The sequence below is a fragment of the Cutibacterium sp. LaCa_255 genome (genome assembly GCF_057458005.1).
In genome coordinates this window covers 722,482-748,221 of the sequence record NZ_CP190956.1, presented here as the reverse complement: position 1 = coordinate 748,221, position 25,740 = coordinate 722,482, and the positions used below count along the sequence as shown (strand labels likewise).

16 protein-coding genes and 3 pseudogenes are annotated in these 25,740 nt (G+C 60.4%); 4 read left to right on the top strand and 15 right to left on the bottom strand.

The annotated features are described in order from the left end of the window. Positions 1-7: 7 nt before the first annotated feature. The 5 genes from ACP8ML_RS03255 to ACP8ML_RS03235 all read right to left on the bottom strand — a co-directional run bounded on the left by ACP8ML_RS03255 (position 8) and on the right by ACP8ML_RS03235 (position 4,341). Complete coding sequence (locus ACP8ML_RS03255) at positions 8-1,432, bottom strand: amino acid permease (protein ID WP_117189345.1); 1,425 nt, start codon at positions 1,430-1,432, stop codon at positions 8-10. A 156-nt stretch (positions 1,433-1,588) separates the two neighbouring features. Continuing rightward, positions 1,589-2,092 carry a thiol peroxidase gene (gene tpx / locus ACP8ML_RS03250; protein ID WP_065674152.1) on the bottom strand — a complete coding sequence of 168 codons (504 nt, stop codon included), beginning with the start codon at positions 2,090-2,092 and terminating at the stop codon, positions 1,589-1,591. Between the two features lie 51 nt (positions 2,093-2,143). Then, entirely contained in the window at positions 2,144-3,112 is a 969-nt protein-coding gene (locus ACP8ML_RS03245) for an aldo/keto reductase (RefSeq protein ID WP_065674153.1), read from the bottom strand. Between the two features lie 24 nt (positions 3,113-3,136). Next, positions 3,137-3,655 (bottom strand): glycine cleavage system transcriptional repressor, encoded by a 519-nt coding sequence (locus ACP8ML_RS03240; protein ID WP_065674154.1) that lies wholly within the window; start codon positions 3,653-3,655, stop codon positions 3,137-3,139. A 23-nt stretch (positions 3,656-3,678) separates the two neighbouring features. After that, positions 3,679-4,341: a peptidyl-tRNA hydrolase gene (locus ACP8ML_RS03235; RefSeq protein ID WP_117189347.1), complete on the bottom strand. Its 663-nt coding sequence runs from the start codon at positions 4,339-4,341 to the stop codon at positions 3,679-3,681. A 26-nt stretch (positions 4,342-4,367) separates the two neighbouring features. Here ACP8ML_RS03235 and ACP8ML_RS03230 point away from each other — a divergent pair, with 26 nt between their 5' ends. Continuing rightward, the gene (locus tag ACP8ML_RS03230; protein ID WP_486703030.1) at positions 4,368-5,060 is read left to right on the top strand and encodes an HAD-IA family hydrolase; all 693 of its coding nucleotides are present in this window, start codon (positions 4,368-4,370) and stop codon (positions 5,058-5,060) included. Here the strand turns inward: ACP8ML_RS03230 and ACP8ML_RS03225 are convergent. Continuing rightward, positions 5,017-5,652 (bottom strand): DJ-1/PfpI family protein, encoded by a 636-nt coding sequence (locus ACP8ML_RS03225; RefSeq protein ID WP_117189349.1) that lies wholly within the window; start codon positions 5,650-5,652, stop codon positions 5,017-5,019. The two genes, ACP8ML_RS03230 and ACP8ML_RS03225, sit on opposite strands and share 44 nt — an antisense overlap. Before the next feature lie 149 nt (positions 5,653-5,801). Between ACP8ML_RS03225 and ACP8ML_RS03220 the strand changes: the two are divergent. After that, positions 5,802-6,425: pseudogene (locus ACP8ML_RS03220) on the top strand (short chain dehydrogenase); the annotation flags it as partial. Between the two features lie 33 nt (positions 6,426-6,458). On the opposite strand, the pseudogene ACP8ML_RS03215 reads toward ACP8ML_RS03220, so the two are convergent. Continuing rightward, positions 6,459-7,745, bottom strand: a pseudogene (locus ACP8ML_RS03215) (ISL3 family transposase); the annotation flags it as partial. A 281-nt stretch (positions 7,746-8,026) separates the two neighbouring features. Between ACP8ML_RS03215 and ACP8ML_RS03210 the strand changes: the two are divergent. Next, positions 8,027-8,185 (top strand): annotated as a pseudogene (locus tag ACP8ML_RS03210) (integrase core domain-containing protein); the annotation flags it as partial. A gap of 133 nt (positions 8,186-8,318) precedes the next feature. Here the strand turns inward: ACP8ML_RS03210 and ACP8ML_RS03205 are convergent. Beyond that, positions 8,319-9,698 (bottom strand): PfaD family polyunsaturated fatty acid/polyketide biosynthesis protein, encoded by a 1,380-nt coding sequence (locus ACP8ML_RS03205; protein ID WP_117189351.1) that lies wholly within the window; start codon positions 9,696-9,698, stop codon positions 8,319-8,321. Positions 9,699-9,810: 112 nt separating this feature from the next. Between ACP8ML_RS03205 and ACP8ML_RS03200 the strand changes: the two genes are divergently transcribed. Next, positions 9,811-10,563, top strand: coding sequence for a 4'-phosphopantetheinyl transferase family protein (locus tag ACP8ML_RS03200; RefSeq protein WP_117189352.1), 753 nt, complete (start codon positions 9,811-9,813; stop codon positions 10,561-10,563). Here ACP8ML_RS03200 and fabG read toward each other — a convergent pair. From fabG to ACP8ML_RS03165, 7 genes are read right to left on the bottom strand one after another with little or no spacing between them, the layout of a single operon-like run. Further along, positions 10,489-11,214 carry a 3-oxoacyl-ACP reductase FabG gene (gene fabG, locus ACP8ML_RS03195; protein WP_117189353.1) on the bottom strand — a complete coding sequence of 242 codons (726 nt, stop codon included), beginning with the start codon at positions 11,212-11,214 and terminating at the stop codon, positions 10,489-10,491. The two genes, ACP8ML_RS03200 and fabG, sit on opposite strands and share 75 nt — an antisense overlap. Further along, positions 11,211-11,462 (bottom strand): phosphopantetheine-binding protein, encoded by a 252-nt coding sequence (locus tag ACP8ML_RS03190; RefSeq protein ID WP_171048587.1) that lies wholly within the window; start codon positions 11,460-11,462, stop codon positions 11,211-11,213. Before ACP8ML_RS03190 ends, fabG begins: the two co-directional genes overlap by 4 nt. A 19-nt stretch (positions 11,463-11,481) precedes the next feature. Continuing rightward, positions 11,482-12,237, bottom strand: coding sequence for a polyketide synthase (locus tag ACP8ML_RS03185; RefSeq protein ID WP_249361235.1), 756 nt, complete (start codon positions 12,235-12,237; stop codon positions 11,482-11,484). Beyond that, entirely contained in the window at positions 12,234-13,499 is a 1,266-nt protein-coding gene (locus tag ACP8ML_RS03180) for a hydroxymethylglutaryl-CoA synthase family protein (RefSeq protein ID WP_117189355.1), read from the bottom strand. The genes ACP8ML_RS03185 and ACP8ML_RS03180 overlap by 4 nt, the downstream gene beginning before the upstream one ends. A 14-nt stretch (positions 13,500-13,513) precedes the next feature. Beyond that, positions 13,514-18,052 (bottom strand): beta-ketoacyl synthase N-terminal-like domain-containing protein, encoded by a 4,539-nt coding sequence (locus ACP8ML_RS03175; protein WP_171048588.1) that lies wholly within the window; start codon positions 18,050-18,052, stop codon positions 13,514-13,516. Next, positions 18,049-19,050 carry an SDR family NAD(P)-dependent oxidoreductase gene (locus ACP8ML_RS03170; protein ID WP_486703029.1) on the bottom strand — a complete coding sequence of 334 codons (1,002 nt, stop codon included), beginning with the start codon at positions 19,048-19,050 and terminating at the stop codon, positions 18,049-18,051. The genes ACP8ML_RS03175 and ACP8ML_RS03170 overlap by 4 nt, the downstream gene beginning before the upstream one ends. Next, entirely contained in the window at positions 19,028-25,396 is a 6,369-nt protein-coding gene (locus ACP8ML_RS03165) for an SDR family NAD(P)-dependent oxidoreductase (protein WP_486703065.1), read from the bottom strand. The genes ACP8ML_RS03170 and ACP8ML_RS03165 overlap by 23 nt, the downstream gene beginning before the upstream one ends. Positions 25,397-25,740 lie beyond the last annotated feature (344 nt).

The following is a 25,740-nucleotide window of genomic DNA, read 5'->3' as shown; positions in this document are numbered from 1 at the left end:
CATCATGTCAGTCGTGGTCGAGGTCTGCGGTGGAAAGGTCTGCACGAGGCGCCTTGGTGACGAGTTTGTGACCGAGCCACAGCGCCAGGAAGACCGGAATGGTGATGTACGCGACGACCATGCCGGTGACGTCACCGCTGAGAACGGCGTCACGGCCCTGCCCCAGGGTGACGATGACGCACAGGACGCCGGCCACGATCGGCCCGGCCGGGTACCAACGCGCCTGATATGGCAATTCGGACAAATCATGCCCCTGTGCCAGGAAGGCGCGCCTGAACTGGATGTGACATATCGCAATGCCAATCCAGGCGATGAACCCACACAGTCCGGAGATGTTGACCAACCAGGTGTAGGCCTGGCCAGAACCAACCAAGGACGCGGCGAAGCAGGCTGCACCGACGAGGGTGGTGACGATGAGTGCCGGCACCGGGACACCGCGTCGGTTGGTGGTTCCGAGGATGCTGGGGGCCTTGCCCTCCCGCGCGAGGGCATAGAGCATCCGGGTGGAGGCGTAGAGACCTGAGTTGCCGGCTGAGAGCACCGAGGTGAGGATGACGGCGTTCATGACGGCTGCGGCCGCGGCGACTCCGGCTCGCTTCAGTACCAGGGTGAAGGGACTGACGGCGACGTCGGTCACCTCGCCAGCAAGCAGGTTCGGGTCCGTGTAGGGCAACAGCAGCCCGATGACCGCGACGGCGCCGATGTAGAAGATCATGATCCGCCAGAAGATCTGCTTAGTGGCCTTGGGAATGGCCGTGTCAGGATCCTTCGACTCCCCCGCCGCGATACCGATGAGCTCGGTGCCCTGGAATGAGAATCCGGCGATGAGGAAAACCGTCATGATGCCGCCGACGCCGTGGACGAAGGGGGCATCGCCGTGATGCCAGTTGGAGACCCCCGGGGAGTTGCCCATGATGCCCGCGATCATGAGGATGCCAAGGACCAGGAAGACGAGGACTGCAGCCACCTTGATGATGGCGAACCAGAACTCTCCCTCGCCATAGGCCCGCGCGGACAACACGTTCAGCAGGAACAGCAGGGCCAGGAACCCGGCTGACCACATCCATGACGGCACACTTGGCCACCAGTAGGCCATGACGATTGAGGCGGCAGCGAGCTCAGCGGCCACCGTGATGGCCCAGTTGAACCAATAATTCCAGCCCAGCGCGAAGCCGAAGGACGGGGAGACGAATCTGGTCGCGTAGGTCTCGAAGGCTCCCGGTACCGGGAGATAGGAACTCATCTCCCCCAGGGACTGCATGAGCAGGAAGACCATGAGTCCCATGGCCAGGTAGGCCACCAGGGCTCCGCCCGGTCCGGCCTGGGAGATGGTGGCGCCGGATGCCACGAAGAGGCCGGTCCCGATAGCCCCGCCGATCGCGATCATGTTCATGTGGCGCGAGGAGAGCCCACGCTTTAATTCGCCGTCCATGGTGGTCCTCAGATAGGAGCGCCCCGCCCTTCTGGACGCGGTTTTGGTCACTCTACCGTTCCAGGACACCTCCTCGCCCATACCCCGTATGTCAACCAGGGCAGAAGGCAGGGGCGCCCCGGCATGTCGTCGGAACGCCCCTGGAATGCGCTTGAATCAGGCCTTCTTGACGGCCTCGAGAGCAGCATCGTAGTCGGGCTCGGTGGTGATCTCGTCGACCAGCTGGGTGTAGGCCACCTTGCCCTCGGCGTCCACGACGATGACGGCGCGGGCCAGCAGGTGCTGCATCGGGCCGTCGGCGAGGGTGACGCCGAGATCCTTGCCGAAGTGGGAGCGGAAGGCCGAGGCGACGACGACGTTCTCGATTCCCTCGGCGCCGCAGAAGCGGGCCTGGGCGAAGGGAAGGTCACGGGAAACGCACAGCACGGTGGTGTCGTCGAGTCCGGCAGCCTTCTCGTTGAAGGTGCGCACGCTCTTCGCGCAGACACCGGTGTCGAGGCTCGGGAAGATGTTGAGGACGAGCTTCTCACCCTTGAGCTCGTCGCTGGTCAGCTCCGACAGATCGGTCTTGACGAGGGTGAATGACGGAAGATCGGATCCAACCTGGGGCAGGTCGGCGACGGTGTTGACGGTTTGTCCCTTGAAAGCAGTAGTGGCCATATTCGCACTTTATGCGGCTTCAGCCTCCAACCACGAGGATCTGGTCGGCTTTCAGTCGCGAGTGAACAGCTCCGACGCCGCGTCCAAAGCACACACCTCGTCATGGGACAAGGTCAGATCGGTGGCGGCGAGCAACGGACCGAGTTGATCCACGGTGCGCGCCGAGGCGATCGGTGCAGTGACACCCTTGGCCATCAGCCACGCCAACGAGACCGACGTCACCTCGACGCCGTGGTCACCGGCGATCTCCCTCAGCTGGTCGAGAACCGTGAAGGCCGCCTTTTCGTGCTCGTCGTCAGGCAGGTACGCCGCCATCATCGATTCCCTGGCAACACCGTGGAGGTCGTCACGGGTGGCGTACTTGCCGGTCAGAAAGCCCGATGCCAGCGAGAAGTACGGGAAGAGGGCCAGATTGTACTCACTGGCCAGCTGGCCGTACCCCTGGGGATCCTCGACGTCGGCGCGGTGCAGCAGGTTGTACTGAGGCTGCAGAGCGATCGGACTCGCCAGCCCCTCGTGCTCGGCCACCTCGAGCCACTTCTGCTCCCGGGTCACCGAGAAGTTCGACAGACCGACCCAACGCACCTTGCCAGCCTTGACGAGCTTGTCGAAAGCTACGGCCATGTCCTCGATCTGCTGGTTGTCGTCGTCGTAATGGGCGTAGTAGAGATCGATGTGGTCGGTGTGGAGCCTCACCAGGGAGGCATCGACAGCAGCCGAGATGTTCTCAGCGGACAGCCCCCTGAACTCGGGGTGGGTGGCCACCTTCGTCGCGATGAGGATGTCGTCGCGATGGCCGCCTTTCTCGAGCCATGATCCGATGATCGTCTCTGATTCACCGCCCACATTCCCCTCGGCCCAGTGGGAATAGCCGTCAGCGGTGTCGACCAGCGAGCCCCCGGCGCCGAGGAAGGCGTCCAGGATGGCGTGGGAGTCGTGCTCGTCGGCAGTCCAGCCGAAGGTATTGGCTCCCAACACCAGCGGCCTGATGTCCAGATCGGTGCCAGGGATGCGCGTCATAAGGCCTCCTCGTCGGCCCCGGGATCAGGAACGGTCGACCAGATCGATGTCGACCATGATCTCGGTGGCAATGGATTCCAGTTCCGAGCGTAGATCCTCAAGGGTCGTCGCGTTCGTGATCCGGCACTGCACCTCGGCCTCGAAGAGGATGCCGTCGCCCATCGGAGCCTCGCGCAGGCCGGTGGACAAGTCATCGATAGTGACACCGAGACGGGCCATGGTGACCGTCACCTTGTGGATGATGCCGGGATGGTCGTGGCCCACGAGGTGGACCACGAGGACGGCCTCGTCCTCGTCATCCTGTGCGGTCGTGTCGGTGACGGTGACCCGCAGCCCCTTGGCCTCGAGGGTTCCGAGGTCGTCCTTGAGAGCCTCGACCTTGAAGTCCTCGATGCCGACGAGGACGATTCCGGCGAAGGCACCGGCAAGCCGAGCCATGCGACTGTCAAGCCAGTTCGCGCCGTGACTGGCAATGATTCCGGACAGGTCGGAGACGAGTCCGGCGCGATCCGCGCCGACCGCGGTGAGCAAGAGCTGAGACATGGCACGAGTCTACGTGACCCGGGTCACCACCGTGCCCGGGTGGTCGCGGTGGGGCCGTCGAATTCCGTGAACCCGGCATCGACGACCCTCACTCGAGCGATATCGGCATCCCAGTGCGCGACAGTCGGGGTGACGACGCGAACACGGAAGCCGTCTCGACGCCAGTTCTCCAGCGCTCGTCGGTCATCGTCAGTGCCGGTGCTCATAGCCTCGTGAGCGAGCTGGGCGGCGTGACCGCACTGGGCACAGGCCTTGCCGGTCGTCATGGTGGTGCGGGGATTGATCTCGATGGTGACGACGGAATCCGAGGTGGCGGACTGGCCGTCTGCGGGCAGATTCGTGCCGGAGACCTGCAGCTTGTCGATCTGTCTGGGCTGCGGATGGACAGGGGCCGGAACGAAGGCCCGAACCATCGCCGGCCCGGTTCCGGGAGCGGCATCGGCCGGTGGATACTGACTGACGGTGACGCCGTTGAGGGCCTGGACGTCGTCCCATCTCTTCCCAGAAGCTCGCCGGACGATCTTACGGATGCGCTTGTCCGACCATTGCTGGACGGCGTCGTGCCACGGGCCCCCTGGTGCCGTCCGAGGATCGTCAAGGAGGGAGACGACGGCGCGGGCAGCCGCCTCGCAGGCATCCACTTCGCGCGCCGGAAAACGTTTGTCACGAAGCAATACCAGCTGCATAGCCCAAGGGTCAGGTTCGCGGTCGGGTGTGGTCACTCGGGGCAGGCTACCCGCCTGCCCCGACGAGACGCGAGGATGGTCGTTGTCACCGCAGCACATCTGCAAGACTCGAAGACGTGCGGAGCATTATCTGGGACATGGGCGGAACGCTGGTCGACACATACCCGGAGGTCGACCAGACACTCGCAGAGGTCGTGTGGCCCGAACCGACCGAGCAGCAGCTCTTCGAGGTCGCGCACCTGAGGTCGGAGTCGATAGCCCACGCCATCGAGGTCTTAGTCGAACAGTATGACGTCTCTTCCGAGCTGCTCGACGATGCCTACACCTTGTTGAAGAAGAAGTGGGCGCACGATCCCGCCCCGCTGATGGCTGGAGCAGCAGAGGTCATGGCGGCCGTGCGGCGCGGCGGTGGCCTCAACCTCGTCGCCACCCATCGTGATCGCGCCAGCGCCGAGAACCTCTTCCACGCCCTGGGAGTGCAGGTGGACGACCTCGTGTGCGCCCCTGATGGTTTCGCACGCAAACCTGACCCCCAGATGAATCTGGTACTCATGGAGCGTCATGGGCTGGATCCGTCCGAGGTCATCGCAGTGGGCGATCGTCCCATTGACATCGACGCCGCGCGAGCCGCAGGGATCGAGGGATTCCTGCTGTCCTCCGAGCCTTACCCGAGCACTACGACGATCGGTAGCTTGACGGAGTTGCTGGATCGTCTGTGAACGCGAACGGATCGCGGTCGGGGTCCGTCTGGACCTCCAGCTCGACCTCTCGAAGCACCCTTTCGGCAGTCTCCTTGCCCTCCAGATGTGCGATGAGGGCTGCGGTCATGTCCATACCTGCAGCAACCCCTGACGAGGTCCACCGATCACGGTCATGCACCCATCGTGCTCGTGGCTCCCACCTGACGTCCCGGCCATGGGAGGACGCCCAGGTGAAGGCCCGCTTGTTCGAGGTTGCCCGGTAGCCCTCCAGCAGGCCAGCTGCGGCCAGCAAGGCGGATCCGGTGCACACCGCCGAGATGATGGATGCGGGAGCAGTCCATCCACGCAGCCGGGTCAGGAAGGAGCGATCGTCAACCAGGGATCGCGTCCCCATTCCACCTGGGATCAGGACGATGTCGTGACCGGCGGAGGCATCCATGTCCTCGGTGGCCATGACCACCGCCCCCTGACTGCTGTGAACCGGGCCAGGTTCGACGGCGCAGAACGTCACCTCGTACCGGTCCGACAACCGACTCCACAGTTCAACCGGGCCGAAGACGTCGAGGAGTTCGAAGCCGTCGAAAAGGAGGACACCGACCTGTCGACTCATGCGATAAGGATATCTTCACCGCAAGCGTGTCGGCGGTGACGTCATCTGCTGCTGAGGGGTTTTCCGCCTCAGCGTGCACATCCATGCCGCTCCCAAGGCGGTCGTGAGGACCAGCGTGACGGTAGGAAAGACCGATACCAGCAGCACTTATGCTTGCTCGTAAGCTTCGCCTACAAGAGGGTGATGCCATGCGTGTACTCATCATTGGTGGCACTGGAACTATTGGCTCCAAGGCAGCTGCGGCATTTGAGGAGCTAGGCGATGAGGTAATTACCGTCGGTCGTAGTACCGAAGTATCAGTAGATCTTGAAGATCTATCCTCTATCACTGAGATGTTCAACAAAGTAGGTAGGGTTGATGCTGTTGCGACAACCACGGGATCGGCCCCGTTTGTTTCCATCGAGGATGCCACAGCGGACAATTTCCAGGCGGGAATCAGCAGCAAGATGCTTGCTCAACTCAATGCCGTGGTCTATTGCCTTCCGTACCTCAATGACGGTGGCTCGATTACCATGACGACAGGCATCTTGACCCAACACCCTGTCCCAGGGAGCCTGATTGCTACCGCGGCGAACGCAGGGGTTGAGGGTTTCGTCAGGGCTGCAGTGTCGTCCTTACCGCGGAGCATCAGGATTAATGCTGTGAGTCCGACGATGCTCAAGGAAGCTCGTAAGGCATTCGGACCCTCTTTTGTCGGCTTTAAGCCAGTGTCTGGCACCGAGGTGGCCCAGGGCTACGTTCGTAGTGCTCATGGAATTGAAAGTGGGCAGATTTTCCAGATCTGGGGTTGCGCGGCTCTTCACAATCCGGGGGTGAAGGGCCGGTCTGAACCCGCCGACTTCGAGCAGGCTTCTGGCGATATAGTGGGTCGGGTTCCGGAACTCAAGGACGGTGCCGCGCAGATGTTCCAGACGTCGGTTGATCGCTTCGGTGGGGCCGTTGCTGGAACCTTGGTAGTCGAAGAATGCGAGGATGTCGTCGCGTCGCTTGGCCAGGGTGCGGTCGAGCTTGGCGACTTCGACCAGGGCCGTGGAGATGGGCTTGCCAAGCGCGCCAATGAGCTTGGCCATGGCGTCTTGTCTTCGGATCTCACAGTGGTGCGGTAGGCGGCGATCATGGTCTGGTAGACGCCCCAGGTGGCTTCAACCTCGACATGCCAGTCATTAACGAGCAAAGCGTCGAGCCGACCTTTCTGCTTGTCAGTCAAAAGACCAGCGCCGGTGTGAAGAGTTCGGCGAGCTTGGTAGAGCGGATGGTGCTTGCGTCCGCGCGTGCCATGGAGCTCGGCCTGGACCCGACGTCGACACAGGTCGAGTGCGTCGCCGGCCAGCCGGATCACGTGGAGGGGGGCCATCACCGTGATCACTTTCGGAATCTCTCCCGTGGCGCCGTCTTAAAGCCGGTAAACCCATCTACGATCCTTACCCCGTCGCACCAGGCCTGGGGTTGGGTTGCGAGCCAGGTCTTGAAGGACTGTTTCGACCGGCCTTCAACCATCGCCAACAACCGGCTGGGCCCGTTGCCAATGCTGACAGGGGTGAGGTCGATGACCACGGTGATGTACTTGTCCCCGCAGCGGGTGTGACGCCACACGTGCTCATCCGCCCCGACCACATTGTCGAGTCGGCCGGGTTTGTCGGTCAGCAGCCGGTGTCCTTCGGCCAAGAAGGCATCGTTGGCGGTGTTTCAGGTAACACTATGCCCAGCAGCGATGCGGTTCATGGACAGGTGGTTGTCCACGAGCGCTTCCGACGACCATCGCAGCGCGCCCGTGGACAAGCACGAGCGCGGCTGCGCCGCGCTCGACAGGTCTTGGCGCCAGACATGTCCGCAGCCGGTGCTGATAGCGGCGCAGACGGACCCGCAGGATGGTGAGGTGTCAGCCGAACGGGGCATGTGCCAGTTCACGGGTCACGCTGTCACGTAGTGATCCATGGCGACCGCAGCGATGACACCAGTAACCCGGCGTGGGCCGGGCGACACAACAGGATGGCGCGTTCAGGGCTGAGATGCTGGCCGATAACCCACAAGCCGGGGTCGACCAAGCGGCAGAACATGGGCAGATCAGGGGTGATGTAGCTACATTGGGGCATATCGAGGTCTTTGGTGAGGCAGTGTAGGAACTCCCATCATCCAATAACCTCGGCCCCTGTCCAACACGGGGCAATTACCATTGCCTACACCCTCACCTGTGAAGATCCAATTATCCCACGGAGGTCATAAGATCAGCTCAATTGATCTAAAGAGAGACAACACCCAGCTAGGAAACAACACTCTACGGCCACAAAACGCTGCCCCTCCGACAGCGGACTACAAGCATCCAAAAACTCCCCAGAAGAAGGAACTGATTTCTCAGTCCAACTTCTGGGAAGCAGTTCACACTGTCGGGAACTCTTACGCGAACGCCGCCGCCGAGGCTGGGAATCGTCTCTACAAGAAGGAGCTGATCTGGTCGAAGGGCCCTTGGCGCTCCACTGAGACTGTCGAACTCGTCACCTTGACCTGGGTCGACTGGTATAATACTCGGCGCCTCCAGGCCACTGCGACGACCTACCCACAACCACCTATCAAGGCAACTACTACGCTGACTACCAACCCGCCCCGCCACTCGTCAGCACGGCATAACACGCCCTCGACCAAACTCGGGGCGACTCACCCTTGCATTATCAGGTCGACTGAGCAAGAGGACCGTACTGCGCGGCAACGGTCATCAGCCGCTCAGCGATAGTGACTACCCCCCGTGCACGCCAATCCTCCAGGTCCGTACCCTGAGCCCATGCGTTAAACGCACCCATCGCGGGGCCACACTGAATCTGAAGGTCGGCACGCCAATCCTCGTCGCCGTCGATCGCAGCCCGCGTGGCGCGCGCGAAATACCATTTCATCACCGAAGCAAGCATGACCTTAGGGTCACGCTCGCAGACTACCCAGCGCTCAGACGAGACGTGTCTGCGGACTGATTCTTTCACATGAGAAATAGGCTGCTTGAAGATCTGGTGCTCCAATTTTGAGCGCACTGCCGGATCTATGGCTTCTAGGCTAGGGGTATTCAGATAGACATCATGCAACATCTGAGCACGTGCCGGGAACAACAGCCCTCGGCGGACCACCTGAACAATCCCTCCGACCTCGAACATATCGCCCGCTATGCACTTGCGGGTGTCCTGGAATGACAAAGAGGCCAGCAATTCCTTGGTCAAGTCCGACGTGCCAGCTTCGTGAGTACATTGATTGATCGAGCCAGTAACGACATAGTCAGCACCCATGGCAAAGGCCGCTGCGATGCTCTCAGGGCATCCCAACCCGCCAGCCGCCCCCATGAGAATCGGATGTGGGAAGGAGACTTCCATCTCCAACGAACGCACAAGACGAGCAATCGCAGGGAAGGCAGCGACGAGAACCGCCCCATCCGTATGGCCACCAGAATCGCCTTCCACCGTGATGGCGTCGGCGAGCGGCACGTGTACGACCAAATCTGCTTGTTCAGGGGTGATGATCTCTTCGGCAACAAGCCGATCAAGCCTGCGTTGTTTAGGTGGCAGCACGAACTGTCGAGCCACCTCTGGGTGGGACAGCTTGGCAATGACCTTGTGTTCGGGGATGATCTCGCCAGTGGAAGATCGATGCAGGCCCATCGCACGATAACGGATCAGTTGGTCAGTGACCTCAATGAACGCACCTGCCTCCACCAGCTTGACGTTTTCTGCCAACAGCATGTCAACGAACGAAACTTCACGCTCAGGATGGTTCAGCGGGGCCATGTAGCTCACAGCAAAGGGGGCCTCGGAACCGGCAGCCGCACGAATCTGGCGGATCCCGTCACGCGCCTCAGCGAGGGTCAGGCCGCCCGTCCCATAGCTGACAAGGATGCCAGCACGGGCGCACTCAGTCACCATTGAAACCGACGAGATGGCCTTATACATTGCCCCGACCATATAGGGCATCCTGACTCCGAAATCCGTGCGGAACCGCTCCGAACCCAAGGAAGCCGGATCTGAATCCTCAGGATGAGATGGACTGGTGATATGCCCCGTATAGACGCTCATACCGTATCCTTATGGCTAGAAGTTCTGACTCTCGACGACAGGACGCCTGCTGTCGAAACGTAACGCTGGAAGACCCTGATTCGGCGTCTTCGACCGATCGGGAAAGGCGGACATGCCCCTCACACCGAACGTCCTACCCCGTTTGCTCCCGAAAAATGTAGTTGCCGTCGAACTATGCGATGACGTCACAGAAATACTCTATCCAGAAGAAGAGCACTTCATCGCCCGCGCTGTGAACAAGCGAGTACGAGAATTCACGACCGTGCGAGCGTGCGCGCGCTTGGCGCTAGAGAGGCTCGATCTTCGTCGTCCAGTGCAAGTACCGGGACCACGAGGAGAACCGACCTGGCCCACCGGGATCGTCGGTGCAATGACTCATTGCCAGGGCTATCGAGCCGCGACAGTGGCTCGTGCCAGCGATTTCCACTCGCTCGGAATCGATGCAGAGCCCAACTCACCGCTTCCCCCCCGTATTCGCTCCAGTGTCCTCTCTCCAGCGGAGATGCATCACGCGAGTGCTTTGGCCGAAGTACAGCCTGGCGTCGCATGGGAACGGTTGATGTTCAGTGCCAAAGAATCCGTTTTCAAGGCGTGGTATCCGCTGGCAAAAACGTGGCTCGGATTCGACGATGGCGAGATCACGTTCAAGCTGGACCACACCTTTTGTGCCAGATTGCACCGGTCGCACCTTCCACCCGAGTTGCAGGGTCGATCGTTGCAAGGGACATGGGACTGCTCGCACAACCTTCTTGTAACCGCCCTGACCGTTGAAACCTCCAACTACACAACATCACATCGCCAGACCGCCGTCGACCCGAACGACCGTACCGGTGACATAAGTGCTATCGGACCCGGCGAGGAATGAGACCACCCCCGCAACTTCCTCGGGCAATCCAACACGGCGCATCGGGATATGTGTCGTCTGGTCGTCCTGCACAAGGTTGATAGCCATGTCCGTGTTGATCACACCGGGCGCGACGGCGTTGCAACGCACGCCACGTTCGGCGAGCTCACGTGCCACCGACTTGGTCAGTCCGATCAAGCCAGCCTTCGCCGCCGCGTAGTTCGATTGCCCAGCGTTGCCGGAAATCCCTGAAACCGACGATACGTTGATGATCGAACCAGTTCGTTGCCTCAGCAACCCTAAGTAGCACTCTCGAATCAGCAAGAACGCACCACGCAAATTCACGTCCATAACGCGATCAAAGTCCTCATCATTGATCATTGCCGTCACGTTGTCACGAATGATGCCGGCATTGTTGACCAATACCTGTGGTTGTCCTAGGTCCTGCTGAACACGTTTGACGAGCGCTTTAACCTGAACAGAGTCACTGACGTCGCAGGCGTATCCTTGGGCTCGCTGACCAGCGGCAGTGATCGCTCGGCACGTCTCATCAGTGGCGCTCACTGACGACGACGCCACCACAGCGACGTCGAATCCATCGCGCCCCAGCCTTTCAGCGATTGCTCGCCCTATCCCCCGAGAACCGCCAGTCACCAGAGCGACGGGGCTCATGAAGCAACCTCGGTCCGCATCAGCACATCAATGATGTCGGCGATATTCTGCGCGGCAGCAAAATCAATGGGGGATGTCCATATGCCCAATTCATCCATAGCGTCGGTAAGGATGTCGGCCCGATCGACAGAATTAGCCCCCAACTCACGAAGGCTATCGGTTTGCTCAATCGGCGCGCTTTCCGATAATTCCAAAATCTCGCGCGTCACTCGAGCCAAGGTCTCCAATACTGTATTACGACTCAACATCCTCGTTCCTCCTTGATGATCAGTTGGTGTACAAACTTGCGATCCTTTCGGCCACTTCAGGCCGATGAATTGTCTGCTCATGCATCTCTAGTTCTGTGCCAATTTGCGCTGGTAATCGCCGTCGCAGATCAGCAACCAAAGTGTCTTTCAGAGTGACCAGTGAGTGGCGGGTCCGCTCGGCATAAATACGTGCAAGCGCCATGGCCTTATCAAGTACCTTCGCCCGCGGAACGACCTCCCCAGGCAGCCCTCGGCGAGCAAGTTCAACACCCCGATAGGTCTTAGCGCTCAGCAGCATTTCGTTGCCGAGGACAGACCCCAAGCGAGCCGGGAAGATGAGCGTCGATCCAAATCCAGGGGTAAATCCATACTTCATGAATGTTGCCCCATAAACGCCTTCCTGCGCAAATACTATTGAATCAGCGAACAAACCTAACGAAAGACCACCGCCAATAGCGTGCCCTTGCATCGCTGCCACCACTGGCACAGGGCAAGACAAAGGCAACGAGTACACCTCTGCTCCAGAGTCATTGCCCAAGAAATTTGTCTTGCCTTCGTGAATCTCCTGCAACGCTTCCTTGGTACCCCCGCAGCAAAAGTAGGGCCCAATGCCCGTCATCACCACGGCGCGCACCGACTCATCAGAAGACACCGAGGAAAATGACGACTGAAGTCCCGCAAGTAATTCTGCAGAAAAGGTATTCGCCCCCGCCTGATCACACATCTGGATCAGGGCTACCCCCTCGTGTGGGTACGTCAATTCAACCGGGATCACGCGCCCACCCACTCGTACTCACGGTGGAACTCTCGGATGCGCTTGAGCACAAGATGCGGCCCGCCCACACGGCGCACTCCGGGAATCAGATCCAAGTCTAAATCAACATTTCGCGTGCCAAAACCAACCTCATTATTGGTGCGCAGCAGCATCTCGTACTCGTCGATGGACAGCCGGTAACGATCGTCAAGCCGCTGACCAACATTCATACGAGCAAGCGCCTCCTGGCTGTTGTGGTCAAAGACACCGCTGTAGAACTCGGAGGAACACCCAGAGCCATACGAGAACAAGCCTAGTCGCCGAGCCTGACTGACGTCAGCATGCACGATGGCGCTCAACATGTTCAGGTACACCGTGGCACCCATAGCATTGCCTACTCGCTGGCAATAGCGAATCCCCGGGAGTACACGGGTCTCGAAGTCCCGATCGATATCTGCCTGCGCCTTGACCTTGGCAACACGACGCATCATTGTCCGGTGAGCTCCGCGCACCATCCCCCCAAAGGGCGTGTGGAAACTCAGGTAATCAAAGGTCTTCTGATAGTCCACACCAGCGACGCGCGAGGCATAGTCACGGTAAGCATTCTCACAACAATCGAGATATGACAATAGAGATAAGTCCGCATCGCCTGCCTCGCTATCCGGAATCGGGCGACACGTATCCATCACTTCATAACTGTGCATGCCATGGGCCCCAGGGTCAACCCGAAGGATTTCCGGCTCCAGTCCAACAACCATGGCTATCGCACCGGCTCCACCACTCGGCTCAGCAAAAGACCAATCTGATTGGAGCGCCTCGCCAGCATTCGCTGCATTGAACCTCGCGAGATCAGTTGCCACCACCAGAGCCTTCGCCCCAGGGGACATTTCAGAACGCACATATGACAGCGCGGTCATGAAACCAGCCGTGCCGGAATAGCAGGCATTCTTTACTTCAAAGAGGCGGCAGCGACGTGACAGGCCAAGCTGGTCGTGAATATAGGTGCTCATCGACTTACCAAAATCGATACCAGACTCGGTACTGGTAATCACCATATCGATCTTGCTTCGTTCCGCGCTACTCATAGCGTCAATCAGCGGCTTGGCGGCGTTCACACCGTATGAGACCGGATCCTCATAAGGAAGAGGCACCGAACGCTGAAGCATGAGCAGGTTTTCAAACCTCTCGTTGTCCAGATTTCGGTAGCGCGCCAATTCCGTGACATCAAGATAAGCGCTCCCCCCGTAGAAGTTCATGGCTTCGATGCCTGCTGTGCGAGTCATGCTCGGGTCCTTTCCTAAATGAGATCCTGGGCAGACACCCGGGACAAGTCAGCGAGAAGCGTGGCGCGGATCTGCTGTAGAACCTGGTCCCCTGACTGCTCGCGGTTCACGAACTGGTGGTCTCCAGCGACTACATGGAATTCAGTGCCGGCAGATCCCAACTGGGTCCATGCGCGCGAGTCATCCAGCGAGACGCCGTAATCGTCCACCCCGTGGAAGATCGACATAGGTACGTCGAGAGACTCCCCAGGCATCGGCTGGTAGCGGTCGATGAGGCAGCAGGCCGCCAGGAGCTGTGGGAGCGTTGCCTTTGTCTCAGCCTCCGTGTAATTCCACGTCTTCACATAGGCAGCCACCACCGAGGCGACTCGCTGGGGGGCGGCGGCGATTTCTTCGAAAGTCGGGATTCGATCGAAGCCCTCCTTCAGCAACTCGTTACGCACCTTGGTGGTGGCCGTATTGGGTCGACTCGGTGCAGTGAATCCCGACACGAACGTACGGATCACGTCCAGGCTGCCAGTCTGCTTGAGTCGAACTGCTAGGCGATAGGAGTAGAGCGATCCCCAGCTGTGCCCGTATGTAGCGACAGGAAGGTCTGCCAGAGGCTCCGCTATCACTGTTTCAATGGTCTTGCTGATCTCATCAATCAAGACCGGCGGCCGTTCCCGCAAGCGTGTCCCATCGATCCCCGGCAACATGACGCCCACCACTTGGATCTCAGGTCCAAGGATGTCCTGCCACTCGTCGAACATGTCCGCGCTGCGGTATCCGTTCGGGAAGCACAGCAAGCGCACCCGAGCTTCAGTTGGCGCGGGTTCAAATCCCCTCAGCCACGTCCCTGTGGACAAATCTGTCGATTCCTCACCACGAGTCTCCTGGGGGTTGCGCTGCATCGCCTGGGCTACGTCATGAGCGAGAGCGGCAAGATTCTCGGCCTCTAACAAATCGGTGAAGGTCAGCGGGCTGCCCGTGCGATCCGCCACTTGTGTGTAGAGATCCATTCCCGTCATGGAATCGAGCCCGAAATCCCGCATGGGCGTCGAAGCCAGAACCTCCTCAGGCCCCAAACTGAGAATGTCGGTGAGCAGCTCAATCAGCAAATTCAGAATCAGATCGACCTTGCCAGTCTGCGACGCACGTTGGAAGCGTGCCAACAGAAGTTGGTCGGGCCCCAAAGAAGTCTCACGTCGCGCACCAGCGAGCATCGCCAACTTCTCTTCGTCGAATGCCTTCAATCTCACCAGCCCCACGCGCAGCTGCACACTGCCAACCTGATCGGTAATGGAGAACGTCGCCGAGATGCTCTGCAGATCGTCACTCACTCCCGTCACGTCCACGACTCCCATACGTGGTGAGTTGACGTCCGCGGTGCTGGGGCCAGACCAGAGAGTTACTTCTTCGAGCCGCTGCACCATGTATTTCTGCTCTCGCGGTGTGGAATCCATCGAGAAGCGGTTGCACGCCTGGGCGCAGGCATCCACGAAGCCCGGGTGGAAACCCATTGTGTAGAAGGGCCTACGCGGTGTTCCGGCCGCCACCTCCAGACGTAGGACACCAGCGGATTCTCCCGACCATGCCTGCTCCACGGCGCGCACAGCCGGCCCAAAGTAGAATCCCCGTTCGAGTTCTAGCGCCGAGTAGAACTGCTCCTGTGTCATGGCAGCCATACGTTCCCGATAGGCACCGAGGGGTTCTTGCGGTGCATCACCATGCACCGCCCCGAGCTCACCGCGGGCAACCAGCGACCAATCCGTCTCTGAGGCCAATCGAGCATGGATGGCGAATGCGCCCTCCGTCACTGCGGCGGGCAAGGAAATCAACACCTCGATCGGAGTGTCTGGGGGCACTATGATGGCCTTAAGTAGATCCATCCAGCGAATCGAAAACGCCGTCTCAACCGGGAGAACGGGCGCCACAGCCCGCGCCAGCATCTCCACGAAGTAGCCCAGGTGGACGGCCCCCGAATTGTCCGCTGCCTCGGCAAAATTCTCCGCCGACAACGTGTGCAGGATCTTCAAATCTTGACCCGGAAAGTCGAGGCGAGCACCGTCGAGGCCGAAGTCACGTGGTGCGAGTAACGTCTGCTGATGAGACGTGGACCCAGCGAACCAGTAGTGTGAGCGCTCAAAAGGATACAGCGGCAATTCCAGCCCGCGATCTAGTGGGACCGTCATCTGTGGCCATGCCAAGAAGGCCCCAAGCGCCTCTGCTTGCGCCATCAGACGGGACATAGTGATCTGCCCATCGAGATCGGCCGTCAGCAGTAACACCATGTCGTCGCGCTGCTCGCCCGAGGGTCGCGTTCCATTCAGCACCATGAACCGATAACCGGACTCGTAGGCGGCATCCAACGGTGGTTGCGCCTCGCAAGCCTGGACGTCGGCCAACATCGCCGCCCAGGTCTGCTCGGCGCCATGCACTGCTGTTGCATCGGACCAAGCCAGATACCCCACTCGAGGATCATGTGCGATCACGGGAGCCGGCTCAGTGCCTACGTCGAGTGCCGACACCACGGCTGCCACATCGGCTAGCGACGCCACGCCGCAGAGAACAGCGGCGGCCAGAGCGCCAGCCCCACTGCCGCTCACAAGATCGGGACGAATCGACACTTCTCGTAGGAGCATACCTACGGCGTAGTGGTGACAGAATTCCGTCGCGAACGTGCCATGGGAGGTTAGTTCAGCCTCGGCAGCCGCCCAGCCTGACCGATAGCCCTGCCACCGAAGCCAGTCATCTCGCTGCTCCTTTGCGACCGTCGTGTCGCGGCCCAGTGCAAGGAAGAAGCGCGGGGGAATCTGGTGATCGGTGTGGGCAAGGAAGGCACGCCCATGGGCCAAGGTCTGATACAGATGACGCTTAGCAGCGTAACGATCCCGGCCATGGCTAGTGCCGAGGATCTCCACACCTGCGGCATAGAGGTCTTCCTGCCCATCAGCCCAAGCCAGCACCTCATCCAAAGCCTCGACAGCGTCGGCGACGTCACAGGGAAGGAGCACCAAACGGTGCTCAAAGTGAGCTCGACCACGACTGGTCTGATCACATACAGCCTGAAGGTCGACGTCCGGGTGGGCAGAGAGGAAGTCACGGTAGGTTCTGGCCAAGACCAGCAACGCCGTCTCGGTCTTGGCGCTCAGGGTGAGCACCGGGGAACTGCCCCTGTCCTTCTCTCGTTCGCCCTGCTCAGGAGCCTGCTCAACCAACACATGCGCGTTGGTGCCGCTGAAACCAAAGGAGCTAACGCCAGCGATCCTCGTCCCTTGTTGCAGCTGCCGCCAGGGCTCAGTCTCTTGGGGGAAACGGATGTGATCTCCGAGGCGGATACGCGGGTTCACCTCTGCGAGGCCCGCCACCGGCACCATCTGCGCATGTTGCAACTGCAGCACGGCTTTCACCAACCCGGCCATTCCCGACGCGCATTCCAGGTGTCCCACATTTCCCTTGGCAGCGCCCAGATAAAGGGGCGTACTGCGATCCCCATAGACAGCCCGAATGGCATCCACTTCAATCGGGTCACCAAGAGGCGTCCCGGTCCCGTGAGTCTCGATGAGATCCACCTCGGTGGCGGCCACCTGAGCGCACTCCAGCGCGCGCTGCAATACGTCTCTCTGAGCGTGAGCGTTCGGAACAGTCAGACCGCTACTTTCACCGTCATTATTGACAGCTGCACCTCGCAAGACAGCCCAGATCCGGTCGTTGTCTTCGAGCGCCGAAGAAAGACGCTTGAGAACGAGGACTCCACAACCCTCACCGCGTCCATACCCATCAGCATCGGCAGAGAAGGGCTTGCTGAGACCGTCCGGTGCCAGTGCGTTCATTGCGCACAGGCTGCTCATCACCGCAGGCGCGAGCATGAGGCTGCTGCCGGCTGCGAGGGCAACCTCGCACTCAGATTGACGCAAGGCATCCATCGCAAGTTTGACGGCAACCAGTGAGGATGAGCATGCGGTATCGATAGCGACCGCTGGCCCGTTAAACCCGTAGAAATAGGAAAGTCGGCCTGCTGCTACGCTGGAGATCACACCCGTCGACACGTACTGGTTAACTTCTGAGACCGAGTCAATGAGACTGCCGTACTCCGCATTGCTGGAGATTCCCAGATATACACCCGTACGGCTGCCAAGCAGGCTGGTCGGATCGATGCCGGCATCTTCCAAAGCATGCCAGCTGGTCTCCAGCAGCAGTCGGTGCTGGGGATCTGTGGAGCGGCATTCCACCGGGGGCATCTTGAAAAATCTGGCATCAAACTCAGCGACATCTTGTGCCAGGAAGTGGGCCTCACGAATGTAGCTGCGCCCTGGCTTGCCTGGCGGCGGCGCATAGAAGGCATCCGCGTCCCAGCGTTCGCGCGGAACGGAAGTCACTGTGGTGCGCCCGGAGCGCAGCAGATCCCAGTAGCGCTGAGGGCTCTCCGCGCCTCCGGGAAAGCGGCACCCCATGCCAACGATGGCGATCGGCTTAGCCTGGTGCACGTCCCGCGCTGCGTCCAATTCGGCGCGGAGCTCCCGGATCGTCACGATCGATTGCTTGAGCAGTTCCTTGGTGTCGAGGCTCATGCTTGTCCCAGTTCCTTCGTTGCCGCGTCCATTTCGCGACATAGCAATTCGGCCAAATCGTCTTCTTCAAGATCATCGAGCGCGATATCTTCTGTCTCGCTCGCAACCACCGCAAGATCATCTGAGTGAGCTTCCGCGGCATGGATTGAGGTCGCAAAGACCTCGCTAAGTTTGTTGAGATCGCCCTTGGTGACAATGACATGAGGCTCGTCACTACTCAGCGCCATCGACAAGCCTGTCCAGGCATCGTCTGGACCAAGCGGCTCAATCCCCATGCGGCTTCGCATCCAGGTCTTAACGCCATCGCTAGCAGGCATACCGCCTACCCCGTCCCAGAAGGACCACGCGATAGAGAGCCACTTTCCGGCCCGTTCTTCAGCTGCTTGAGACATCGCATGATCTAGGAATGCATTCGCATAGCAGTAGTCGCTTTGACCAAAGTTGCCCAGCACACTGGCCACAGAACTGAACGCCACAAACATCTCTAGGGGTTGGTCGACCGTCGCCTCCAACAGGGCTCTCGTACCAGCCACCTTGGGCGCGAGAACCGCAGCAGCTTCCTCGGGCGTCTTGTGTGCCAGCGCAGAGTCTCGGGTCACGCCAGCGGCGTGGATGACGCCATGAATTACCCCATAGCGCTGTGTCACAGCTTCAACACAGCGAGACATGGCACCAGCATCACTGATATCGAAGCTCACATATTCAGCATGGCCAGCCCTGTCCTCGATCTCAGACACGAGTTTGTCTGTCTCCGGCGAGGAGGGACGACGGCCCAGTAGGATCACGGTCGCTTGGTATCGGCTGGCCAGCTCCTTGGCGAATAGTGACCCCAAACCGCCTGCGCCACCCGTGACGAGGTAAGTGCCTCGCTCGCGCAAGGGCAATTCATCGATGTGTGGCTGGACCGATGTGAACCTTCGCACCTCGCGTTCTGGACGACGACGAACGATCGTGTCCACAACTTCTTGCCGCAACTCATCCAGAATCGCCTGTGCCACAGCTGGCCACGGCCACGATGGATGGCTGATCTCCAGCGTGCTCACGCTGGGCGCACCCGCTTCCAAACCGCACTGCGTTCGCTAGGCCGCTGAGCGCGTTGACGGCAGCCGGGGCAGGGGCCTTTCGTGCTGTCTTGAACCCAAGCACCACCCTTCGAGGTGACTGGCCCTCACCCTGCTGGAACGCTTGGCACAGGGCGAGGACCGCGTAGAAACTGCTCTCGACCTGTTCCTCAATGGGCGCGCGCGCCTGATTCCACCAATACACAGCATGGTCGATCGGCTCGCCGATCTCCTCAATCACCCAGCGCAGGTCATCAACCTCGCCTGCACGCACCACAAAGTGATTCTCGGACTCTCGTGCCTTCTCTTCACCAAACGTGACATGCACGATCTGCTGCGGTCGCTGATCCTCTTCAAGGTTGGCAAAAGCCTCTGCCACCTTGCCATCAACGTCCATTAGCAGCACGCGGTCAGGGACGTTTCCGCGACTCCCCGACAGTTCCTGAGCCTGCCAGTCCGGGCTAATCATCGCAAGGGGTCCCGCAGTGATTGCCGCATCGACATCGCCCGCCCGCGTGCTCACTGCGTCATCCCCAGTTACCGTCAACTGCTCGAGCAGATACTCCGTGAGGCGATTCACCGTGGGAAAGTTAAAGAACATCTGCGGATCAAGCTCACGTCCAGCCTCCGTCTCAAGGGCGTTGACTAGGTCCATCGAAGTAATGGAGTCTAGGCCGAGGTCAAAGAACCCCCTGTCCCCATCGATGATCTCCGGCTGCTCGTATCCCAAGTGAGCCGCAATCAATGAGCGGACCGTGCTCTCAACCTCATCATGTCGCTCGTTGTCCGTCGCATGGGCAAGTCGTTCCAACAAGGTCGTGTCTCGCTCGCGTCGAGCTGGATCGAGCGGAGCCTGCGGATCGTCGACCGCACTATAGAGCCAATGCTCATCACGTGCGAAGGAGTATCCCTTCAGTGCCGTGGTGCGGCCAGTCTGCCACCCACTGCCCCAAAGCACGGTACCCGCCACCCAATCACCGGCCACGGAGTCGAGTTCTCCGTCAGTGGGGCGATCCCGGAGAACGCCCACCGCATCCACCTGCGGAGTACTCGCGTGCAATCCGGACATCGACCCATCTAAGAAGAAGCGGAGTTGTTCACGTGCCTCCCGCAGGTCGCCAGCCACGAGCGCTAGTCGCTGGTTGAGGGCAGGCCGCGCCAACCGCAGGGTTGTTGCCACATCGGCGAGCGAGAGTTCCTCGTTTTCGAGAGTCTCCGCCACGAAGGCCTCGATCTGACGACGGAGAGCAGTGGGATTGGTGGCAGAGAAGACGAGCAGTTCCGCGCCAGTCCTGGGGGCGACATCGGGCTGAGCGGTTGCCTCTTCCACCACAACATGGGCGTTCGCTCCTCCTGCACCGAAGGAACTAATCGCGGCTCGACGCGGCACTGTCATGCCGTCGATGACGGGGCATTCCCAAGGCTCAATTGAGTCGGGCAGGCGGAACGGGGTCTGCTCAAGGCCGAGCAACGGGTTCACTCGCGTCGAGTTAGTGCAGTGTGGATAAATCTTCCTATCGCGTAGTTGTAGCAGCACCTTGATCATTTGGGCGATACCCGCTGCTGCCTCGGCGTGACCGATGTTGCCCTTGATGGAACTCATGGCCATTGTGCCTTGTGGCACGTCTGCAAACACTCGACCAAGTGCCTCTACCTCGACGGGGTCGCCCAAGTCCGTACCTGTTCCATGCGCCTCGATCAAGGACACCGAACGCGGGTCGACGTCGCCGTCGGCCAGCGCAGCACCAACGAGGGCCGCCTGCGCTTCAATGCTTGGCACGGTGTAACCGCGCATGCGACCGCCATGATTCACTGCAGTCCCCCGGATTACCGCGTAGATGCGGTCACCGTCTCGCTCAGCATCCTCAAGTCGCTTGAGCAAAACTGTTCCGACGCCATCGGCCGGAACATACCCATTCCCACCGTCACCAAAGCTGTGGCAGTGGCCGTCATCTGACACGAATCCAAACGAATCCAAAGTGAGCATCTTCGCCGGGTGCAGCAGAAGGTTGGCACCTCCTGCGAGCGCAGCGTCCACACGTCCAACCCGCAAGTCTGCACACGCAGCGTGCAGCGCAGTGAGAGACGACGAACAGGCAGTATCCATCGCGACGCTGGGGCCATGAAGATCAAGGTGATAAGAGATGCGGTTTGCCGACGAATAGTGCTGTGAATCGAGCGGTAAGAGCACTCCCCGGCCCATGTCCTGCGCGCCGAACAGCGCATAGTCTTTGAAAGAGACACCCATATACACGCCAGTCTGTGGAGTGAGTTGGTGCTGGCCAGTCTGAGCCATGGCAGGCGGAACATAACCAGCGTCGCTCACACAGTGCCACGCACACTCCAGCAGAACACGTTCTTGGGGATCCAGATAGGCCGCGGTGCTAGGAGAAATACCGAAGAACTCGGCATCGAAGCACCTCTCGTCGCTAATGAATCCTCCCCACCGCACCTGATGATCCGGGTAGCGGGTCCAGTCCCAGCGATGTGCGGGAACCTCACTGATCAGATCGTCGCCAGCGATCAGCCGACGAGCCAATGCGTCAACATCTGAGGCACCGGGGAACCTTCCAGCCATGCCGATGACAGCAATATCTCCTTGGCTCGTCACCGTTCTAGCAGCGACTTCGCAGCGAGACTGCTGAGTACTTGATGGGACTTCGGGGGCTCCGTCTGGGTAGAGCCGCTGGATCGCTTGGACCACGTCCCCCACGGTCTCCGCCTCGAACATGAGAGACACAGGAATCCCTGGCAAGACCTCTTCCAACGCTGTAAGGAGCTGGCGGACGCGGATGGAATCGACGCCATAGCCCTCCAGCGTGCCGCTGCTCGTCAGACGTTCACGTGGGATGGCGAGCACGGTGCTGAAGACATCCAGCACGATTTCGGACACATCCGCTCGATGGACCGGCTTTGTCACCACCGGCGCCTCGCTGGCTTCCGAAGCCGAACCAGATTTCGCCAGCGGCTCACCCGCCCCCACAGGAATCAGCCAGCACGAGCCCTCCCTAAATGGATAGAGCGGAAGACTGGCGCGCGTGGGGCGCGAATGCTGCCACGCGACTTCCCAATCGACATTGACACCGGCAACCCACAACCGAGCAACGTCTTCCCACCGATGATGGGCTAGCGCGTCGGCGGCAAAGGAGGTCGTGAAGTCGGCGCCAAGCATGAAGGAAAGGGACGCGGCGTCGGCCGGCTTCGTCAAAACAGACGGATGAGACTCCCCCTGTGCCACACAATCCAGAGCAGTGGAAAGTTCTTCGAGCGACGAGACGACCAGTGCAAGGCGGCACGCAAAAGCTTGACGGCCGCACTGTGAGGTCATTGCAATCGCGGCGAGAGAAGGCAAGGACGAGGAAATTCGCGAAGCCGATTCGCTCTCGACGTCACCGACGGTACGTGCGTCGGCAGGCAGCGAAGACAATCCCACCAACGACAGTGCGCGATGCAGTCCCACCTGGTCCAAACCCAGGGAATCGAGCGGGTCGCTCGCCTCAACAGTTCCCACAGGCAATCCCAGGATCGTGTCGAGTGCGTGAGCGAATCTCCAGGGTGCGCTCTCGCTAGAGCCATGCAACCACCGTCGCCAACTCTCGACGACAGCCGCTAAGCGATCCTCGTCTGGAGCCGAGAGCACCACCACGTGGGATCCAGCTTCATCAACGTCAACGAGACGCTCTGCAGGTGCCGAGGCCACAATGACATGCGCGTTGGAGCCACCCGCACCAAAGGCACTGATCCCCGCCACACGCGGGCGCTCTCCACTGTTTGGCCACGCAACAGCCTCTTGAGAAATCTTGAAACCGGCTTCCGCGAGATCGAGATGTGGGTTCAGCTGGGCAGAGTGGAGCGACGGGGCGATGGTGTCATGCTCGAGCTGAAGGACCACCTTGGTCAACGCCGCGATACCCGCCGCCGACTCTGCATGGCCGATGGAAGACTTGACAGACCCTATCCAGACCGGTGCCGACGGAGCCGGCGAAAGCGCATTCTGGAGACCAATGACCTCGATCGGGTCACCAAGCGCCGTGCCTGTACCGTGCGCCTCGATGTAGCTAATGCTGGCTCGGTCCACCCCAGAGCGTCGCAAGGCCTCAGCGATGACGTCGCCCTCCGCGGCCGGGCTTGGAACCGTGAAACCATTCGTCCGTCCTGCTGCATTCAGGGCAGAGCCCTTGATGACCGCATGGATGTGATCGCCGTCAGTTAGCGCCGCTTCCAAAGGCTTCACTAGCACGGCCCCGACTCCCTCGGCCGGGACATATCCGTCGCCCCCAGCTCCAAAGGAGCGGCAGCGCCCATCGCTGGAAAGGAAACCTGCCTGCGACAGAGTGACGAACTTCGACGGGTGAGGCATCACATTGACGCCGCCCACGATGGCAGCGCGGCATCCCCCGTCGGCCAGACTCTGCAACGCCATGTGAAGAGCGCTCAGCGAGGAGGAACACATCGTGTCGACGGCAATACTCGGGCCGCGGAGGCCCAGGGTCCACGAGACCCGATTAGCGATCGACGAGAAGGAAGCTCCACCACGCACGCCAGCAGCATCGGAGAGCAGCTGATAGTGGCTGAACATCGCACCAACAAAGACACCAATGCGTTCGCCTCGGAGAGCATCCGGTCGGTAGCCAGCCTCTTCGACAGCATGCCAAGCAGTCTGTAAGAAGAGGCGTTCTTGGGGATCCATGTAATTTGCTTCAGCGGGCGAAATCCCAAAGAAGAGGGGATCAAAGCTATCGATCTTGTCTAGGAATCCACCCCAGCGAGCGGATGTAGTCCCAGGCCGACGGCCGTTTGGATCGAAGATCGCGTCATGGTCCCACCGAGAAGCCGGGACTTCAGTGATCGCGTCAACGCCGTCACGCAGGTTGCGCCAAAACACCTCCAAATCCGGCGCCTTGGGGTAGCGACCAGCCATGCCCACAATGGCGATGTCGCCTGTTGCGGGCGACGAGGAATGCGACGCACGCCCGCTCAAGGCGGCACCACGGGCAGCCAGTAACCTCCACTTCGCCGGGATCGCCTCATCTCGGTGCTCGGGGATCGCGCGAGTTGTCCGAGAGCGGGATTCCGGCCTCGGCTCCTGATCGTCGGTTGTGACCCCATTACGTTGAGCTAGACGAGCGGCAAGTTCGCGAACATTCTCGTGCTCAAAGAACAATGTCTTAGGAAGCCGGCCGAAACGCTTCTCTAGCTCCGCTGTCATCGACAGCGCGAGGATCGACTCCACGCCCATCTGCTGGAACGTCGTGGACGCCGTGCAGTCTTCTGCGTCGAGCTTGGTGAAGTGACGCACGATCTCAAGGACAAACCCTTCGATCTCTTGCAGCGACGTCGCGGCTGGGACGCCATCGTCAGGATCGGATGTATCCGCAAGGTCCGCCTCTGCTGCTCCTGTCACGGCGAGAACCCCACCATGGCCGCCGAGACTCCTCGCGCAGGCTGCGGCTGCCTGCTCACACGAGATACCGTTGGCCAGCGCCGTCGATGACACGTGCTCCACCAGATCGGTACCCCGTAATGCCGGCAGAGCGACGGAAACATAACGGGGACCGCCCTCTGTAGAGCAGGTCGCTCGCTCCTCCATCATGGCATCGAGGAATGCATTCGCGAAGGCGTAATCGGACTGCCCGACATTGGCAAATGTCCCTGCTAGCGAGGAGATCGTCATGAAGAACGCCAAGGAGTCATCCCGCGTCGCCTCCGCTAAGGCATGGAACCCTGCCACTTTGGGGGCAGCGACGGCCACCGCCGCGTCAACACTCTTCATCCGCGCGAAACTGTCATCTACCAAGCCTGCGCTGTGAATAACGCCGCGGATCCGAACCTCCTGGCGCAGGCCATCGCACAGGGCTGCGACTGCCGTGGTATCGGTGATATCGCACTGGGCGTACCTGACTCGTTCCCTCTCCCGAGAGAGAGTGCTCAGTGCACGCTGGACCTTGGACGCCGTCTCAGCGTGGCGACCGACCATGATCACCTGAGCATCGCTCCGCTGCAGGAGTTGCGCCGACAAAGTGAGGCCTAGTTCTCCTGCGCCACCACTGATGATGACAGCCTCCTGGGATCCGAGTGACGGCCAATCCCCTTTCGGGAGGTCGGTCGGCTCGATCGCCAGCACCAACCGCTCGCTCGATGTGAGCCGCACCCACTCCTCATCTTGCGACAACTCAGCCACGAGCCGAAGTGGTTGCGGCTCCAGGGAGGATCGCTCAAACACGACCGTGCGCAGACGGTAATCGGGGTCTTCTTCAGTCACCACGCGGCAGAAAGCAGCCATCGCCTTGGCGCATGCGGAGGCCTGTTCCCCAGTCTGCTCAATCAACCACATGATCTTGATCGGAGTGGCGGAACCGTGCTTCATCACGGCATGGAGTAATTCCAGTTGCATCGCGAGCAGCCGCAGGGGATCCGTCACATCGTCAACCAGAGCCACCACAACATCGGTCTCGCTGAGATTGACCAGTTGGTGTTCCACGGCCACGGTCGAGCCCGCATGAGCAGGCGACGCAGTTTCCAGAGCCGACAAAATCCGCGCCGTGTCTTGCGATCCGGGATCTGCTACCACCAGAACACGGGGCAGGCTCTCAGAAGGCGACGTCGGAGCAGCAACCTCACTGGTGC

Coding starts and splice junctions, on each gene's coding strand:
- ACP8ML_RS03255 (WP_117189345.1), bottom strand. CDS start 1,432: ATGGACGGCGAATTAAAGCGTGGGCTCTCCTCGCGCCACATGAACATG.
- tpx (WP_065674152.1), bottom strand. CDS start 2,092: ATGGCCACTACTGCTTTCAAGGGACAAACCGTCAACACCGTCGCCGAC.
- ACP8ML_RS03245 (WP_065674153.1), bottom strand. CDS start 3,112: ATGACGCGCATCCCTGGCACCGATCTGGACATCAGGCCGCTGGTGTTG.
- ACP8ML_RS03240 (WP_065674154.1), bottom strand. CDS start 3,655: ATGTCTCAGCTCTTGCTCACCGCGGTCGGCGCGGATCGCGCCGGACTC.
- ACP8ML_RS03235 (WP_117189347.1), bottom strand. CDS start 4,341: ATGCAGCTGGTATTGCTTCGTGACAAACGTTTTCCGGCGCGCGAAGTG.
- ACP8ML_RS03225 (WP_117189349.1), bottom strand. CDS start 5,652: ATGAGTCGACAGGTCGGTGTCCTCCTTTTCGACGGCTTCGAACTCCTC.
- ACP8ML_RS03205 (WP_117189351.1), bottom strand. CDS start 9,698: ATGAGCGTCTATACGGGGCATATCACCAGTCCATCTCATCCTGAGGAT.
- ACP8ML_RS03200 (WP_117189352.1), top strand. CDS start 9,811: ATGCCCCTCACACCGAACGTCCTACCCCGTTTGCTCCCGAAAAATGTA.
- fabG (WP_117189353.1), bottom strand. CDS start 11,214: ATGAGCCCCGTCGCTCTGGTGACTGGCGGTTCTCGGGGGATAGGGCGA.
- ACP8ML_RS03190 (WP_171048587.1), bottom strand. CDS start 11,462: ATGTTGAGTCGTAATACAGTATTGGAGACCTTGGCTCGAGTGACGCGC.
- ACP8ML_RS03180 (WP_117189355.1), bottom strand. CDS start 13,499: ATGACTCGCACAGCAGGCATCGAAGCCATGAACTTCTACGGGGGGAGC.
- ACP8ML_RS03175 (WP_171048588.1), bottom strand. CDS start 18,052: ATGAGCCTCGACACCAAGGAACTGCTCAAGCAATCGATCGTGACGATC.
- ACP8ML_RS03165 (WP_486703065.1), bottom strand. CDS start 25,396: ATGGCTGCTTTCTGCCGCGTGGTGACTGAAGAAGACCCCGATTACCGT.